A 15,523-nucleotide genomic window follows, 5' to 3' on the forward strand; every position below is an offset into this window, starting at 1 on the left:
GCATGAGCAAGCGCTGGTATGTGGTACACGCCTATTCGGGCTTCGAAAATCAGGTAAAGCGGTCGCTCGAGGAGCGCATCAAGCGCGCCGAGATGGAAGAGCGGTTCGGTGAGGTTCTGGTGCCGACCGAGGAAGTGATCGAGATGCGCGGCGGCCAGAAGCGCCGCAGCGATCGCAAGTTCTTCCCCGGCTACGTGCTGGTCCAGATCGAGACGAACACCGAAGGCAAGTCGCCGCGCATCGACGACGAGTGCTGGCACCTGATCAAGGAAACCCCCAAGGTGATGGGCTTCATCGGCGGTACTGCCGATCGTCCGTTGCCGATCCGGGACAGCGAGGCCGATGCCATCCTCAGCCGCGTGCGCGAAGGCGTCGAGAAGCCCAGGCCCAAGGTGTTGTTCGAGCCGGGCGAGATGGTGCGCGTCACCGAAGGCCCGTTCAACGATTTCAACGGCGTGGTCGAGGAAGTCAACTACGAGAAGAGTCGCCTGCGCGTCGCGGTGCTGATCTTCGGTCGCTCGACCCCCGTCGAACTGGAATTCGGTCAGGTCGAGAAAGCCTGAGTCCGGGTGAAGTCCGATAGGGCGACTCCCGCTCGGCACCTTCGCCCTCTCCCCCGCCTGCGCGGGAGAGTTGGAGAGGGGGAACCCCCACCTGACCAGATCCACCCGCTCTTGATTCACGCCCCGATGCCCCCGCTGGCACGGGGCTTGCTGATGATTCGCTAAATCTCTATACTGCGCGGTTCACGCGGGGTCTTTTTGGCCCGGCGTGTCCGCGTTTTCGGATCCGCAAGAGGCGGATCTTCCTTCCATCCACGGATCGGTGAACAGCGAGGAGCCGCAAGGCGCCTGGACTCGCGAGGAAAATCCCATGGCAAAGAAAGTTGTCGGTTACATCAAGCTGCAGGTCAAGGCCGGTCAGGCCAACCCCTCGCCGCCGGTCGGTCCCGCCCTCGGTCAGCGCGGCCTGAACATCATGGAATTCTGCAAGGCCTTCAATGCCGCCACGCAGAAGCTGGAGCCGGGTCTGCCGATCCCGTGCATCATCACGGCGTATTCCGACCGCAGTTTCACCTTCATCACCAAGACCCCGCCGGCCACGATTCTTCTGAAGAAGATCACCAGCACCGCGAAGGGTTCGTCCAAGCCGAACACCGACAAAGTGGGCAAGGTCACCCGCAAGCAGCTGGAAGACGTGGCAAAGCAGAAGGAGCCGGATCTGACGGCTGCCGATCTCGACGCCGCGGTGCGCACCATTGCCGGTAGCGCCCGCAGCATGGGCCTTGTGGTGGAGGGTTAAGACATGGCAAAGCTCACGAAGCGCATGAAGGCGGCCAAGGCCGCGGTGCAGCCGGGCAAGTTCTACGGCCTGGAAGAAGCATTGAAGATCATCAAGGACAACGCCAAGGCGAAGTTCGCCGAGTCGGTGGACGTGGCCGTGCGTCTGGGCATCGACGCGAAGAAGTCGGACCAGGGCGTGCGTGGTTCCTCGCTGCTGCCGCACGGCACCGGCAAGACCGTCAAGGTCGCCGTGTTTTGCCCGCCGGGCGAGAAGGCCGATGCCGCCAAGGCCGCCGGTGCCGACGCCGTCGGCATGGACGACCTGGCCGAGCGCATGCAGGCCGGTGATCTCGACTTCGGTCGCGTGATCGCCACGCCGGACGCGATGCGGGTGGTCGGCAAGCTGGGCCAGCTGCTCGGCCCGCGCGGCCTGATGCCGAACCCGAAGGACGGCTCGGTCACCGCCGACGTCGCCACCGCGGTGACCAATGCCAAGGCCGGCCAGGTGAAGTTCCGCAACGACAAGGCGGGCATCATCCACGCCACCATCGGCAAGGCCAGCTTCGATCCGGCACAGCTGGCGGACAATCTGAACACGCTGATCGGCGACGTGGTCAAGGCCAAGCCGTCCACCGCCAAGGGCGTGTTCCTGCAGAAAGTGGCCTTGTCCAGCACGATGGGCGTCGGCGTTGCCGTCGATACCTCGTCGCTGACCCTGTCCGCCAAGTAAGACTCAAGTCCCGCGGCGCCTGATTCGGGCGGCGCGGGCAGTTTTTGAGGGCAGTTCCGGCCTGCTGCATGGGGCGGGACCGCTGTCAAAGACCGCAGGCGCAACCAGCGCGCGACGACGACGGGCAGGGAGCTCGGTGACGGCAGGGAATCGCCGGCGTCGCCAACGGGGTTGCTTAATCGGGTTCTTGCGAATCCGGCCTGCGCAGATGGTGCTGCCCCTTCTGGAATCGTTCGACTTCTGGAAAGGCCAACACCCGGGACACCGCAATGTCCCCGACGTCACGGATGGCGTCGCCCAGGACCGCAAGCGGCAGGAGCCGTGAGCGGAGTTCATTTGGAGGAGTGCAATGGCTCTCAATCTGTCACAGAAGAAAGAAGTAGTCGCCGAACTGGCAGACGTTGCTTCGAAGGCTCACTCCCTGGTTGCTGCCGAGTATGCGGGCACCACGGTCGCTCAGATGACCGCGATGCGCAAGAAGGCCCGCGAATCCGGTGTGTACTTGCGAGTTGTCAAGAACACGCTGGCGTCGCGCGCCGTGGCCGGTACCGAATTCGAGGTCGTCAAGGACGTCCTGGTCGGTCCGCTGCTGTACGCATTCTCGACCGAAGAGCCCGGCGCTGCCGGGCGTCTGATCCAGGAATTTGCCAAGGGCAACGACAAGCTGAAGGCGAAGCTCGTCTCGGTGGAAGGCAAGCTGCTGCCGGCGTCGCACGTCGACGTGCTGGCCGCGTTGCCGACCCGCGAACAGGCGCTGGCCATGCTGGCCCGCGTGCTGGCCGAACCGGCCACCATGTTCGCGCGCGTCGTCAAGGCCGTCGCCGATCAGCAGGGTGGTGGCGAAGTCGCCGCCGAAGCCCCGGCTGAAGCCGAACCCGCCTAAGTTCATCGTCTATCAATCCGAATCTATTTCCAGAGGTAAATGCAATGTCCCTGACCAACGAACAGATCGTTGAAGCCGTCGCCGCCAAGTCGCTGATGGAAGTGATGGACCTGGTGAAGGCCATCGAAGAGAAGTTTGGCGTGACCGCCGCTGCCCCGGTTGCCGTGGCCGGCCCGGCCGCTGCTGCTCCGGTTGCCGAAGCGCAGACCGAGTTCGACGTGATCCTGAAGAACGCCGGCGCCAAGAAGGTCGACGTGATCAAGGCTGTCCGCGCGATCACCGGCCTGGGCCTGAAGGAAGCCAAGGACCTCACCGAGGCCGGCGGCGTCCTGAAGGAAGCCGTGTCCAAGGAAGACGCCGAGAAGTTCAAGAAGGACCTCGAAGCTGCCGGCGCTACCGTCGAATTGAAGTAATCGGCGTTTGTACGCCGCTGCTTCGACTTGATGTCAAAGCAAGCCTGGGAGCGAAAGCTCCCGGGCTTTGCCCGTTTGAACGGGAATGGGGAATGGAGAATCGGGAATTGTTGAAGAAAGCGCGCGCTCCGCTTTGACGATTCCCGATTCTCGATTCCCAAATCCCCGCCCCGGATGGCCTTGGCCATCCGGCAAAGACCAGATTTTTTCATTCAGCCGGTGTGTGCACCACCGGCGTCACTGCGAACCGAGGCGCTACCGATCATGGCCTACTCGTTTACCGAGAAGAAACGCATCCGCAAGGACTTTGGCAAGCGTCCGCCCGTACTGGGCGTGCCAAACCTGCTGACCATCCAGACTGATTCCTATCGGGAGTTCCTGCAGGAGCATGTTGCGCCGAAACAGCGTGGCGAGAAGGGTCTGCATGCCGCGTTGAAGTCGGTGTTCCCGATTTCCAGCTATTCGGGCAATGCCGCACTCGAGTATGTCGACTACCGCCTCGGCGAACCGGCGTTCGACGAGCGCGAGTGCCGCAACCGCGGCATGACCTACGGTGCGCCGCTGCGCACCACCGTGCGCCTGGTCATCTATGACAAGGACAGCCCGGCCTCGAAGAAGGTGGTCAAGTACATCAAGGAGCAGGAGGTCTACATGGGCGAGATTCCGCTCATGACCGACACCGGCACCTTCATCATCAACGGCACCGAGCGCGTGATCGTCTCGCAGCTGCATCGTTCGCCGGGCGTGTTCTTCGACCACGACCGCGGCAAGACGCACAGCTCGGGCAAGCTGCTGTTCTCCGCCCGCGTGATCCCCTACCGCGGTTCGTGGCTGGACTTCGAGTTCGACCCGAAGGACGCGCTGTTCACCCGCATCGACCGTCGCCGCAAGTTGCCGGTGACGGTGCTGCTGCGCGCGCTCGGCTACAACAACGAAGAAATGCTCGCCACGTTCTTCGAGCACAACGTGTTTCACCTGGGCAAGAAGGGCGGCACCACGCTGGAGCTCGTCGCCGAGCGCCTGCGCGGCGAAACGCTGTCCTTCGACCTGGCGATCGGCGGCAAGGTGCTGGTGGAAGCCGGCAAGCGCATCACCGCGCGCCACGTGCGTCAGCTGGCCGCGGAGAACATCACCGCGCTGGAAGTGCCGGATGACTACCCGGTCGGCCGTATCGTGGCCACCGACATCGTCGACGCCAAGACCGGCGAGCTGCTGGCCTCGGCCAACGACGAGATCACCGCCGAGCAGATGGAAGCGTTCCGCAAGGCCGGCATCGAGACCGTGCCGACGCTGTACGTCAACGACCTGGATCGCGGCGCCTACATCTCGCACACCCTGCGCATCGACAACACCAAGACGCCGCTGGAGGCGCTGGTGGAAATCTATCGCATGATGCGTCCGGGCGAGCCGCCGACCAAGGATGCCGCGCAGAACCTGTTCTTCAACCTGTTCTTCACCTTCGATCGCTACGACCTGTCGGCCGTGGGCCGGATGAAGTTCAACCGTCGCGTGGGCCGCAAGGAAATCCTCGGCCCGGGCGTGCTGTACGACCACAAGTACTTCAGCGAGCGCAAGGAAGACGAGTCGCAGCGCCTGGTCGCCGAGCAGGGCGAGAGCTCCGACATCCTCGACGTGCTGAAGGTGCTGATCGACATCAAGAACGGTCATGGCACCGTCGACGACATCGACCACCTGGGCAACCGCCGCGTGCGTTCGGTCGGCGAAATGGCCGAGAACACCTTCCGCATCGGCCTGGTCCGTGTGGAGCGTGCGGTGCGCGAGCGCCTGTCGCTGGCCGAGGCCGATGGCCTGACCCCGCAGGACCTGATCAACGCCAAGCCGGTGGCGGCCGCGGTGAAGGAGTTCTTCGGCTCCTCGCAGCTGTCCCAGTTCATGGACCAGAACAACCCGCTGTCGGAAGTCACCCACAAGCGCCGCGTGTCGGCACTTGGGCCGGGCGGCCTGACCCGTGAACGCGCCGGCTTCGAAGTGCGCGACGTGCATCCGACCCATTACGGCCGCGTCTGCACCATCGAAACGCCGGAAGGCCCGAACATCGGCCTGATCAACTCGCTGGCCGTGTATGCCCGCACCAATTCGTATGGCTTCCTCGAGACGCCGTACCGCAAGGTCGCGGGTGGCAAGGTGACCGACAAGGTCGACTACCTGTCGGCGATCGAGGAAGGCGATCACGTGATCGCCCAGGCAAACTCGCCGCTGGACAAGCACGGCGCCTTCATCGAGGACTTCGTGTCCTGCCGTTTCCGTGGCGAATCCGAGCTGCGTCCGGCCGCTGAAGTCGACTACATGGACGTCTCGCCGATGCAGACCGTGTCGGTCGCCGCAGCGCTGGTGCCGTTCCTGGAGCACGACGACGCGAACCGCGCGCTGATGGGCGCGAACATGCAGCGTCAGGCCGTGCCGACCCTGCGTTCGCAGACCCCGCTGGTGGGCACCGGCATCGAGCGCGCCGTGGCGCGTGACTCGGGCGTCATCGTCTCCGCCAAGCGCGGCGGCGTGATCGACCAGGTCGATGCGGCCCGTATCGTGGTGCGCGTCAACGAGGAAGAGGTCGGCGACAACGACGCCGGCGTCGACATCTACACGCTGACCAAGTACACCCGCTCCAACCAGAACACCAACCTGAACCAGCGTCCGCTGGTGAACGTGGGTGACGTGGTGGCGAAGGGCGACACGCTGGCCGACGGTTCGTCGACCGACCTGGGCGAGCTTGCGCTCGGCCAGAACATGCTGATCGCGTTCATGCCGTGGAACGGCTACAACTTCGAAGACTCGATCCTGCTGTCCGAGCGCGTCGTGCAGGAAGACCGCTACACCTCGATCCACATCGAGGAGCTGTCCTGCATCGCGCGTGACACCAAGCTGGGCGCCGAGGAAATCACCGCCGACATCCCGAACGTGGGCGAGCAGGCGCTGGCGCGTCTGGACGAGAGCGGCATCGTCTACATCGGTGCCGAGGTCAAGGCCGGTGACATCATGGTCGGCAAGGTCACGCCCAAGGGCGAAAGCCAGCTGACCCCGGAAGAGAAGCTGCTGCGCGCGATCTTCGGCGAGAAGGCGTCCGACGTGAAGGACAGCTCGCTGCGCGTGCCGCCGGGCATGGACGGCACCGTCATCGACGTGCAGGTCTTTACCCGCGACGGCATCGAGAAGGACAAGCGCGCCCGCCAGATCGAGGAGACCGAGGTCAAGCGGATCCGCAAGGATCTGGATGACCAGTTCCGCATCCTCGAGGGCGCGATCTACAGCCGCATGCGCACCCAGTTGCTCGGCAAGTCCGCGATGAGCGGCCCGGGTGGCCTGAAGCGTGGCACCGAGATCACCGACGCCTACCTGGACGGCCTGAAGAAGGACGACTGGTTCAAGATCAACGTCAAGGACGAGGACGTCACCGAGTTCCTCGAGCGTGCCGCCGACCAGATCAAGCGCCACCGGGAAGAGTTCGACAAGCGCTTCAAGGAGAAGCAGGGCAAGATCACCCAGGGCGACGACCTCGCGCCGGGCGTGCTGAAGATGGTCAAGGTGTTCCTGGCCGTGAAGCGCCGCATCCAGCCGGGCGACAAGATGGCCGGTCGCCACGGCAACAAGGGCGTGGTGTCGAACGTGGTGCCGGTGGAAGACATGCCGTACATGGCCAACGGCGAGGCGGTGGACATCTGCCTGAACCCGCTGGGCGTGCCGTCGCGCATGAACATCGGCCAGATTCTGGAAGTCCATCTGGGCTGGGCCGCCAAGGGCCTGGGCAAGAAGATCCAGAAGATGCTCGAAGCGCAGGAGAAGGTCGCCAAGATCCGCGAGTTCCTCGACCAGATCTACAACACCCACGTGGCCGGTGCCGTGCAGCACGTCGACCTGAAGTCGCTCACCGACAAGGAGATCTTCACGCTCGCCACCAACCTGCAGGAAGGCGTGCCGATGGCGACGCCGGTGTTCGATGGTGCCGAAGAGACCGAGATCAAGGCGATGCTGAAGCTGGCGGATCTGCCCGAGTCGGGCCAGACCACGCTGTACGACGGCCGCACCGGCGAGGCGTTCGATCGCCCGGTCACCGTGGGCTACATGCACTACCTGAAGCTCAACCACCTGGTTGACGACAAGATGCATGCGCGCTCCACCGGTCCGTACTCGCTGGTCACCCAGCAGCCGCTGGGCGGCAAGGCCCAGTTCGGCGGCCAGCGCTTCGGCGAAATGGAAGTCTGGGCGCTGGAAGCCTACGGCGCGGCTTACACCCTGCAGGAAATGCTGACGGTGAAATCCGACGACGTGCAGGGCCGCAACCAGATGTACAAGAACATCGTCGACGGCAACCACGAGATGTCCGCGGGCATGCCGGAGTCCTTCAACGTGCTGGTGAAGGAAATCCGCTCGCTCGCCATCAACATCGACCTGGAAGAGGCCAAGTGATTGGCGGGATTCGGGAGACGGGATTCGGGACTTGCGAAGGCAGGCCCGGCTCCCGCTCCCGGATCCGGCGAACCTGATCCTGTTCGAATCGCGGACCTCGACCCAAGACAAGCTCCGACCGGAGATTCAAATGAAAGACTTGCTCAACCTCTTCAACCAGCAGCGCGCGACGCCTGACTTCGACGCGATCAAGATCGCGCTCGCGTCGCCGGAGCTGATCCGCTCGTGGTCGTACGGCGAAGTGAAGAAGCCGGAAACCATCAACTACCGCACGTTCAAGCCGGAGCGTGACGGCCTGTTCTGCGCCGCGATCTTCGGGCCGGTGAAGGACTACGAGTGCCTGTGCGGCAAGTACAAGCGCATGAAGCATCGTGGCGTGGTCTGCGAGAAGTGCGGTACCGAAGTGACGCTGGCCAAGGTGCGCCGCGAGCGCATGGGCCACATCGAGCTGGCCAGCCCGACCGCGCACATCTGGTTCCTGAAGTCGCTGCCCTCGCGCATCGGCCTGATGCTGGACATGACCCTGCGCGACATCGAGCGCATCCTGTACTTCGAAGCCTTCGTGGTGATCGATGCAGGCATGACCGCGCTCGAGCGCGGCCAGCTGCTCAGCGAAGACCAGTACCTGGAAGCGACCGAAGAGCACGGCGACGAATTCGATGCCCGCATGGGTGCCGAGGCCGTCTTCCACCTGCTGAAGTCGCTGGACCTGCCGGGCGAAGTCATCCGCCTGAAGGAAGAGATCACCTCCACCAACTCCGAGACCAAGCTGAAGCGCCTCACCAAGCGCGTGAAGCTGATCGAGGCGTTCCTGGAGTCCGGCAACAAGCCGGAGTGGATGGTGCTGACCGTGCTGCCCGTGCTGCCGCCGGACCTGCGTCCGCTGGTGCCGCTGGACGGTGGCCGTTTCGCCACCTCCGACCTGAACGACCTGTATCGCCGCGTGATCAACCGCAACAACCGCCTGAAGCGGCTGCTCGAGCTCAACGCGCCTGACATCATCGTGCGCAACGAGAAGCGCATGCTGCAGGAATCGGTCGATGCGCTGCTCGACAACGGCCGCCGCGGCCGTGCCATCACCGGCACCAACAAGCGCGCGCTGAAGTCGCTGGCCGACATGATCAAGGGCAAGCAGGGCCGCTTCCGCCAGAACCTGCTGGGCAAGCGCGTGGACTACTCCGGTCGCTCGGTGATCGTGGTCGGTCCGACCCTGCGCCTGCACCAGTGCGGCCTGCCCAAGAAGATGGCGCTTGAGCTGTTCAAGCCGTTCATCTTCGCCAAGCTGCAGGCGCGTGGCGAAGCCACCACCATCAAGGCGGCCAAGAAGCTGGTCGAGCGCGAGGAAGCCCAGGTCTGGGACATCCTCGAAGAGGTGATCCGCGAACATCCGGTCATGCTGAACCGCGCGCCGACCCTGCATCGCCTCGGCATCCAGGCGTTCGAGCCGAAGCTGATCGAAGGCAAGGCGATCCAGCTGCATCCGCTGGTGTGTACCGCCTTCAACGCCGACTTCGACGGCGACCAGATGGCCGTCCATGTGCCGCTGTCGATCGAGGCGCAGCTGGAAGCGCGCACCTTGATGATGTCGACCAACAACATCCTGTCGCCGGCCAACGGCGAGCCGATCATCGTGCCGACGCAGGACGTGGTGTTGGGTCTGTATTACCTGACCCGTGAACTGATCAACGCCAAGGGCACCGGCATGGTGTTCTCCGGCATCGGCGAGGCGCGTCGTGCGTACGACAACCGCGCGGTGGAGTTGCACGCCAAGGTCAAGGTGCGCATGAAGCTGGTGCACATCGCCGAAGACGGCACCCGCACGCAGCAGACCCGGATCGTCGACACGACGGTGGGTCGTGCCCTGCTGGCCGAAATCATGCCCGAAGGCCTGCCGTTCGAGCTGGCCAACACCGAGCTGACCAAGAAGAACATCTCGCGCCTGATCAACTCCAGCTACCGTCTGCTGGGCCTGAAGGACACGGTCGTGTTCGCCGATCAGCTGATGTACGCCGGCTATCGCTACGCGACCCGTTCGGGCATCTCGATCGGCATCGACGACATGCTGATCCCGGACGAGAAGAAGCCGATCCTGGAAGAAGCCGAGAAGGAAGTCGTCGAGATCCAGCAGCAGTACCAGTCGGGTCTGGTCACCGCCGGCGAGCGCTACAACAAGGTGGTCGACATCTGGTCGCGCACCAGCGAACTGGTCGCCAAGGCGATGATCGACGGCATCGGCACCGAGAAGGTGAAGGATGCCGACGGCAAGATGGTCAACCAGAAGTCGATGAACTCGCTGTACATCATGGCCGACTCCGGCGCCCGTGGTTCGGTGGCGCAGATTCGCCAGCTGGCCGGCATGCGCGGCCTGATGGCCCGTCCGGATGGCTCGATCATCGAGACTCCGATCAAGGCCAACTTCCGCGAAGGCCTGAACGTGCTGCAGTACTTCAACTCGACCCACGGCGCTCGAAAGGGCCTGGCGGATACCGCGTTGAAGACGGCGAACTCCGGTTACCTGACCCGTCGCCTGGTCGACGTGGCGCAGGACGTGGTCATCACCATGGATGACTGCGGCACCGAGGACGGCATCATCATGCAGCCGATCGTCGAAGGCGGCGATGTGGTCGAGCCGTTGCGCGAGCGCGTGCTGGGTCGCGTGGTGGTCGAGGACGTCTACGCCCCCGGCGACGACGACCAGCCGATCGTCACCCGCGACACCCTGCTCAACGAGGCCCTGGTCGAGAAGCTCGACAAGGCCGGCGTGCAGCTGATCAAGGTGCGTTCGCCGATCACCTGCGAAGCCGAGCATGGCGTGTGCAAGCTGTGCTACGGCCGCGACCTGGCCCGTGGCCATCTGGTCAACATGGGTGAAGCCGTGGGCGTGGTGGCTGCGCAGTCGATCGGCGAGCCCGGCACCCAGCTGACCATGCGTACGTTCCACATCGGCGGCGCGGCTTCGCGTGCGGCGGCGGTGGACAACGTGACGGTGAAGACCACCGGCTCGCTGAAGTACAACAACCTGAAGTCGGTGCAGCACAAGGCCGGCCACCTGGTCGCGGTGTCGCGTTCGGGCGAACTGAGCGTGATCGACGCCAGCGGCCGCGAGCGCGAGCGCTACAAGGTGCCGTACGGCGCCACCATCGCGGTCAAGGACGGTGCGGCGGTCAAGCCCGGCCAGACCGTGGCCAACTGGGACCCGCATACCCATCCGATCGTCACCGAGGTGGCCGGTGTGGTGCGCTTCATCGACTTCCTCGATGGCGTCACCGTGCAGAGCCAGACCGACGAGCTGACCGGCCTGGAGTCGGCGGTGGTGACCGATCCGAAGCGCCGCGGCGCGCAGGCGAAGGACCTGCGTCCGATCGTGCGCCTGGAAGATGCCAAGGGTCGCGAGCTGAAGCTGCCGGGCACCGACATCGCCGCGCAGTACTTCCTGCCGGCCGGTGCGATCGTGTCGATCCAGAACGGTGCCGAAGTGGGCGTGGGCGACGTGGTGGCCCGTATCCCGCAGGAATCGTCGAAGACCCGCGACATCACCGGTGGTCTGCCCCGCGTGGCCGACCTGTTCGAGGCACGCAAGCCGAAGGAGCCGGCGATCCTGGCCGAGCGCTCGGGCATCATCAGCTTCGGCAAGGACACCAAGGGCAAGCAGCGCCTGGTGATCAAGGACGTCGACGGCAATGAGCACGAAGAGCTGATTCCGAAGTGGCGCCAGGTCATCGTGTTCGAAGGCGAGCATGTGGAGAAGGGCGAAACCGTCGTCGACGGCGAGCCGAGCCCGCATGACATCCTGCGCCTGCTGGGCGTGGAGCCGCTGGCCTCGTACCTGGTCAAGGAAATCCAGGACGTGTACCGCCTGCAGGGCGTGAAGATCAACGACAAGCACATCGAAGCGATCATTCGCCAGATGCTGCGCAAGGTCGAGATCGTCGAGCCGGGTGACAGTCATTACCTGCGCGGCGAGCAGATCGAGCGCGTGCGGATCAATGGCGAAAACGATCGTGCCGAAAGCAAGGGCGAGCGTCCGGCGCAGTATCAGTCGATCCTGCTGGGCATCACCAAGGCCTCGCTGGCGACCGAGTCGTTCATCTCGGCGGCCTCGTTCCAGGAAACCACCCGCGTCCTTACCGAGGCGGCGGTTCGTGGCACACGCGATACCTTGCGTGGCCTGAAGGAAAATGTTATTGTCGGCCGTCTAATTCCGGCAGGTACAGGCTTGGCGTACCACGCATCGCGTCGTCGCCAGGGCGGTTTGTCCGCCTCGGATCTGGAAACTCTCTCCAGCGCCACGCCTGCAGCTTCGTTCGCCGAGGCTCCGGTCGGTAGTGAAAACGGTGTCGAGTAAGCCCGTTAGGGGTATTGCTCGCTGACATACGAAATGAGGTGCATGGACGCACCTCGTGTTCGGGTCCAGGACGACTGAGCGTTGGCTTGCCTATGGCAGGCTGCTCATGTTAAATTCCCGCTTCTTGGCAGACCGAGCTTGATCGGGCTGCCTTTATGTTTTCAGGAACAGCTACGCATGACGACAGTCAATCAGTTGGTGCGCAAATCGCGCAGCCCCAAGACCTACAAGAGCGGGTCGCCGGCCCTGCAGAGCAGCCCGCAGCGTCGTGGTGTCTGCACCCGCGTCTACACGACCACCCCGAAAAAGCCGAACTCGGCGTTGCGCAAGGTTGCCAAGGTGCGCCTGACCAACGGTTTCGAGGTCATCAGCTACATCGGTGGCGAAGGTCACAACCTGCAGGAGCACTCGGTGGTGCTGATTCGCGGCGGTCGCGTCAAGGACCTGCCCGGTGTGCGTTACCACACGGTGCGCGGCAGCCTGGACTGCGCCGGTGTCACCAAGCGTCGTCAGTCGCGCTCGAAGTACGGCGCCAAGCGCCCGAAGAAGTAATGTCGCGCGGCCCTCGCTGGCCGCTTTACAGGCGGGCAGGAATGTCCGCGAAAATAACGGACAACAAACATGTCGCGTAAAGGTTCACATCCCGCCCGTCTGGTTCTGCCGGATCCCAAGCATGGCAGCCAGCTGATCGCCCGTTTCATCAACATGGTGATGAAGAGCGGCAAGAAGTCGGTCGCCGAGAGCATCGTCTACGGCGCCCTGCAGCACATTGGCGAAAAGAACGCCGAGCCGGTGGCTCTGGTCGAGAAGGCGCTGAACAACATCGCTCCGGCGGTCGAGGTGAAGTCCCGCCGTGTCGGTGGCGCCACCTACCAGGTGCCGGTCGAAGTGCGTCCGGGTCGCCGCATGGCGCTGGCGATGCGCTGGGTCATCGACGCGGCGCGCAAGCGCGGCGAGACCTCGATGCCGCGCAAGCTGGCTGCCGAGCTGCTGGAAGCCTCCGAGAGCCGCGGCGGCGCCGCCAAGAAGCGTGAAGAAACGCACCGCATGGCCGAGGCCAACAAGGCCTTCTCGCACTACCGCTGGTAAGTGCGGTTTCCGTGCCGCCCTCATCGGCGGCACGAGTCGGCTGATGGCTCTTCGCCTCGCCGATGGCGGAAAAAGGATCCGGCGCCCATGCCGGACTTTTCATAAAAGCTGCAGCCGGATGGCTGCGTGAATCCTGGGCAGGATCGCCCGATACAGGTAGATATCCATGGCACGTACCACTCCCCTCGCGCGCTATCGCAACTTCGGCATCATGGCGCACATCGATGCCGGCAAGACCACCACGACCGAGCGCATCCTGTTCTACACCGGTGTCAGTCACAAGATTGGCGAGGTGCACGACGGTGCGGCCACGATGGACTGGATGGAGCAGGAGCAGGAGCGTGGCATCACCATTACGTCGGCGGCAACGACGGCGTTCTGGAAGGGCATGGACGGCTCCATGGAGCAGCACCGCTTCAACATCATCGACACCCCGGGACACGTCGACTTCACCATCGAGGTGGAGCGTTCGCTGCGCGTGCTCGACGGCGCGGTGTTCGTGCTGTGTGCGGTCGGTGGCGTGCAGCCGCAGTCCGAAACGGTATGGCGCCAGGCCAACAAGTACCGGGTGCCGCGTCTTGCGTTCGTCAACAAGATGGACCGCACCGGCGCCAACTTCGACAAGGTCGTCAGCCAGCTGAAGGCTCGCCTGGGCGCGCATCCGGTGCCGATGCAGGTGCCGATCGGTGCCGAAGACGGTTTCGAGGGCGTGGTCGACCTGCTGAAGATGAAGGCGATCATCTGGGACATGGAATCCCAGGGCATGAAGTTCGAGTACCGCGACATCCCGGCGGACCTGGTCGACGTTGCCACCGAGGCGCATGCGTTCATGGTCGAATCGGCGGCGGAAGCCACCGAAGAGCTGATGAACAAGTACCTGGAAGGCGGCGACCTGTCCGAGGCCGAAGTCATCGCCGGTCTGCGCCAGCGCACGCTGGCCAACGAGATCATCCCGGTGTTCTGCGGTACCGCGTTCAAGAACAAGGGCGTCCAGGCGATGCTCGACGCGGTGGTGCAGCTGCTGCCGTCGCCCGCCGACCGCCCGCCGGTGGCCGGCATCGACGAGGACGACAACGAGGCCAGCCGTCCCGCGGACGACAAGGCGCCGTTCTCCGCGCTGGCATTCAAGATCATGACCGACCCGTTCGTGGGTTCGCTGACCTTCTTCCGTGTCTACTCGGGCACGTTGAACTCCGGCGACGCCGTGTACAACCCGGTCAAGAGCAAGAAGGAGCGCGTGGGCCGCATCCTGCAGATGCACGCCAACGAGCGTCACGAACTGAAGGAAGTGTGTGCTGGCGACATCGCCGCCGCGGTTGGCCTGAAGGACGTGACGACCGGTGACACGCTGTGCTCGCAGGAACACATCATCACCCTGGAGCGGATGTCGTTCCCGGAGCCGGTGATCTCGATGGCGGTCGAGCCGAAGACCAAGTCGGACCAGGAAAAGATGGGCATCGCCCTCGGCCGTCTGGCCGCGGAAGATCCGTCGTTCCGCGTGCGTACCGACGAGGAATCGGGCCAGACCATCATCTCCGGCATGGGCGAGCTGCACCTGGACATCCTGGTCGACCGCATGCGCCGCGAGTTCAACGTCGAGGCGAACGTCGGCAAGCCGCAGGTGGCCTATCGCGAAACGATCCGCCTGGCGGACGTGAAGTCGGACTACAAGCACGCCAAGCAGTCGGGCGGCAAGGGCCAGTACGGTCACGTCGTGATCGAGATGTCGCCGATCAGCGAAGCGGATCGCGCGGACGAGAAGATCGCCGCGCTGATCAAGGACGACTTCCTGTTCATCAACGACATCACCGGTGGCGTGATTCCGAAGGAATTCATCCCGTCGGTCGAAAAGGGTCTGCGCGAGACGATCACCAGCGGTCCGCTGGCCGGCTTCCCGGTGGTGAACGTGAAGGCCAAGCTGGTCTTCGGTTCCTACCATGACGTCGACTCCTCGGAAATGGCGTTCAAGCTCGCTGCGTCGATGGCGTTCAAGCAGGGCTTCAACAAGGCCAGCCCGGTGCTGCTCGAGCCGATCATGAAGGTCGAGATCGTCACCCCGGAGGACTACATGGGCGACGTGATGGGCGACATCAGCAAGCGTCGCGGCATGCTCACTGGCCAGGAAGATACGCCGTCGGGCAAGACCATCAACGCCGAAGTGCCGCTGGGTGAAATGTTCGGTTACGCGACCACGATTCGTTCGCTGACGCAGGGCCGGGCCACCTTCACCATGGAATTCGATCACTACGCCGAGGCGCCGACCAACGTCGCCGAACAGGTGATGAAGAAGGCGTAAGCCGTGCGATCTTCTTGATCGCGTTAGCAGGGATCAAGGCGCGGCACCCGTGTCGTCGC

The 15,523-nt window shown here is 64.0% G+C and carries 10 protein-coding genes; all 10 read left to right on the plus strand.

Translation table 11 applies throughout. The features are described 5' to 3' along the window. Window positions 1-2 precede the first annotated feature (2 nt). The 10 genes from nusG (at window position 3) to fusA (ending at window position 15,464) form a co-directional block, all read left to right on the plus strand. Complete coding sequence (gene nusG / locus I6J77_RS04835) at window positions 3-563, plus strand: transcription termination/antitermination protein NusG (protein WP_007810205.1); 561 nt, start codon at window positions 3-5, stop codon at window positions 561-563. Between the two features lie 310 nt (window positions 564-873). Beyond that, window positions 874-1,302, plus strand: a complete 429-nt coding sequence (gene rplK, locus I6J77_RS04840) for a 50S ribosomal protein L11 (RefSeq protein WP_007810203.1) — start codon at window positions 874-876, stop codon at window positions 1,300-1,302. Between the two features lie 3 nt (window positions 1,303-1,305). Next, window positions 1,306-2,013, plus strand: coding sequence for a 50S ribosomal protein L1 (rplA, locus tag I6J77_RS04845; RefSeq protein ID WP_204110781.1), 708 nt, complete (start codon window positions 1,306-1,308; stop codon window positions 2,011-2,013). Window positions 2,014-2,362: 349 nt separating this feature from the next. Further along, window positions 2,363-2,896 carry a 50S ribosomal protein L10 gene (rplJ, locus tag I6J77_RS04850; RefSeq protein ID WP_007810200.1) on the plus strand — a complete coding sequence of 178 codons (534 nt, stop codon included), beginning with the start codon at window positions 2,363-2,365 and terminating at the stop codon, window positions 2,894-2,896. A 44-nt stretch (window positions 2,897-2,940) separates the two neighbouring features. Continuing rightward, window positions 2,941-3,309 (plus strand): 50S ribosomal protein L7/L12, encoded by a 369-nt coding sequence (rplL, locus tag I6J77_RS04855; RefSeq protein WP_007810198.1) that lies wholly within the window; start codon window positions 2,941-2,943, stop codon window positions 3,307-3,309. Between the two features lie 264 nt (window positions 3,310-3,573). Beyond that, window positions 3,574-7,734 (plus strand): DNA-directed RNA polymerase subunit beta, encoded by a 4,161-nt coding sequence (rpoB, locus tag I6J77_RS04860; RefSeq protein ID WP_204110782.1) that lies wholly within the window; start codon window positions 3,574-3,576, stop codon window positions 7,732-7,734. Window positions 7,735-7,864: 130 nt separating this feature from the next. Beyond that, window positions 7,865-12,079: a DNA-directed RNA polymerase subunit beta' gene (gene rpoC, locus I6J77_RS04865; protein WP_056714031.1), complete on the plus strand. Its 4,215-nt coding sequence runs from the start codon at window positions 7,865-7,867 to the stop codon at window positions 12,077-12,079. 177 nt (window positions 12,080-12,256) lie between these two features. After that, the gene (rpsL, locus tag I6J77_RS04870) at window positions 12,257-12,631 is read left to right on the plus strand and encodes a 30S ribosomal protein S12 (protein ID WP_007810190.1); all 375 of its coding nucleotides are present in this window, start codon (window positions 12,257-12,259) and stop codon (window positions 12,629-12,631) included. 69 nt (window positions 12,632-12,700) lie between these two features. Beyond that, entirely contained in the window at window positions 12,701-13,168 is a 468-nt protein-coding gene (rpsG, locus tag I6J77_RS04875; RefSeq protein ID WP_007514548.1) for a 30S ribosomal protein S7, read from the plus strand. A 166-nt stretch (window positions 13,169-13,334) separates the two neighbouring features. Beyond that, complete coding sequence (gene fusA, locus I6J77_RS04880; RefSeq protein WP_056764596.1) at window positions 13,335-15,464, plus strand: elongation factor G; 2,130 nt, start codon at window positions 13,335-13,337, stop codon at window positions 15,462-15,464. Window positions 15,465-15,523: the final 59 nt, after the last annotated feature.

The sequence above is a fragment of the Rhodanobacter sp. FDAARGOS 1247 genome (assembly GCF_016889805.1).
Classification (GTDB): Bacteria; Pseudomonadota; Gammaproteobacteria; order Xanthomonadales; family Rhodanobacteraceae; genus Rhodanobacter.

Excerpts from the sequence above, each read along its gene's own strand:
- rplJ (WP_007810200.1), top strand. The coding sequence starts at position 2,363 with ATGGCTCTCAATCTGTCACAGAAGAAAGAAGTAGTCGCCGAACTGGCA.
- rplK (WP_007810203.1), top strand. The coding sequence starts at position 874 with ATGGCAAAGAAAGTTGTCGGTTACATCAAGCTGCAGGTCAAGGCCGGT.
- rplA (WP_204110781.1), top strand. The coding sequence starts at position 1,306 with ATGGCAAAGCTCACGAAGCGCATGAAGGCGGCCAAGGCCGCGGTGCAG.
- fusA (WP_056764596.1), top strand. The coding sequence starts at position 13,335 with ATGGCACGTACCACTCCCCTCGCGCGCTATCGCAACTTCGGCATCATG.
- rplL (WP_007810198.1), top strand. The coding sequence starts at position 2,941 with ATGTCCCTGACCAACGAACAGATCGTTGAAGCCGTCGCCGCCAAGTCG.
- rpoC (WP_056714031.1), top strand. The coding sequence starts at position 7,865 with ATGAAAGACTTGCTCAACCTCTTCAACCAGCAGCGCGCGACGCCTGAC.
- rpsL (WP_007810190.1), top strand. The coding sequence starts at position 12,257 with ATGACGACAGTCAATCAGTTGGTGCGCAAATCGCGCAGCCCCAAGACC.
- rpoB (WP_204110782.1), top strand. The coding sequence starts at position 3,574 with ATGGCCTACTCGTTTACCGAGAAGAAACGCATCCGCAAGGACTTTGGC.
- nusG (WP_007810205.1), top strand. The coding sequence starts at position 3 with ATGAGCAAGCGCTGGTATGTGGTACACGCCTATTCGGGCTTCGAAAAT.
- rpsG (WP_007514548.1), top strand. The coding sequence starts at position 12,701 with ATGTCGCGTAAAGGTTCACATCCCGCCCGTCTGGTTCTGCCGGATCCC.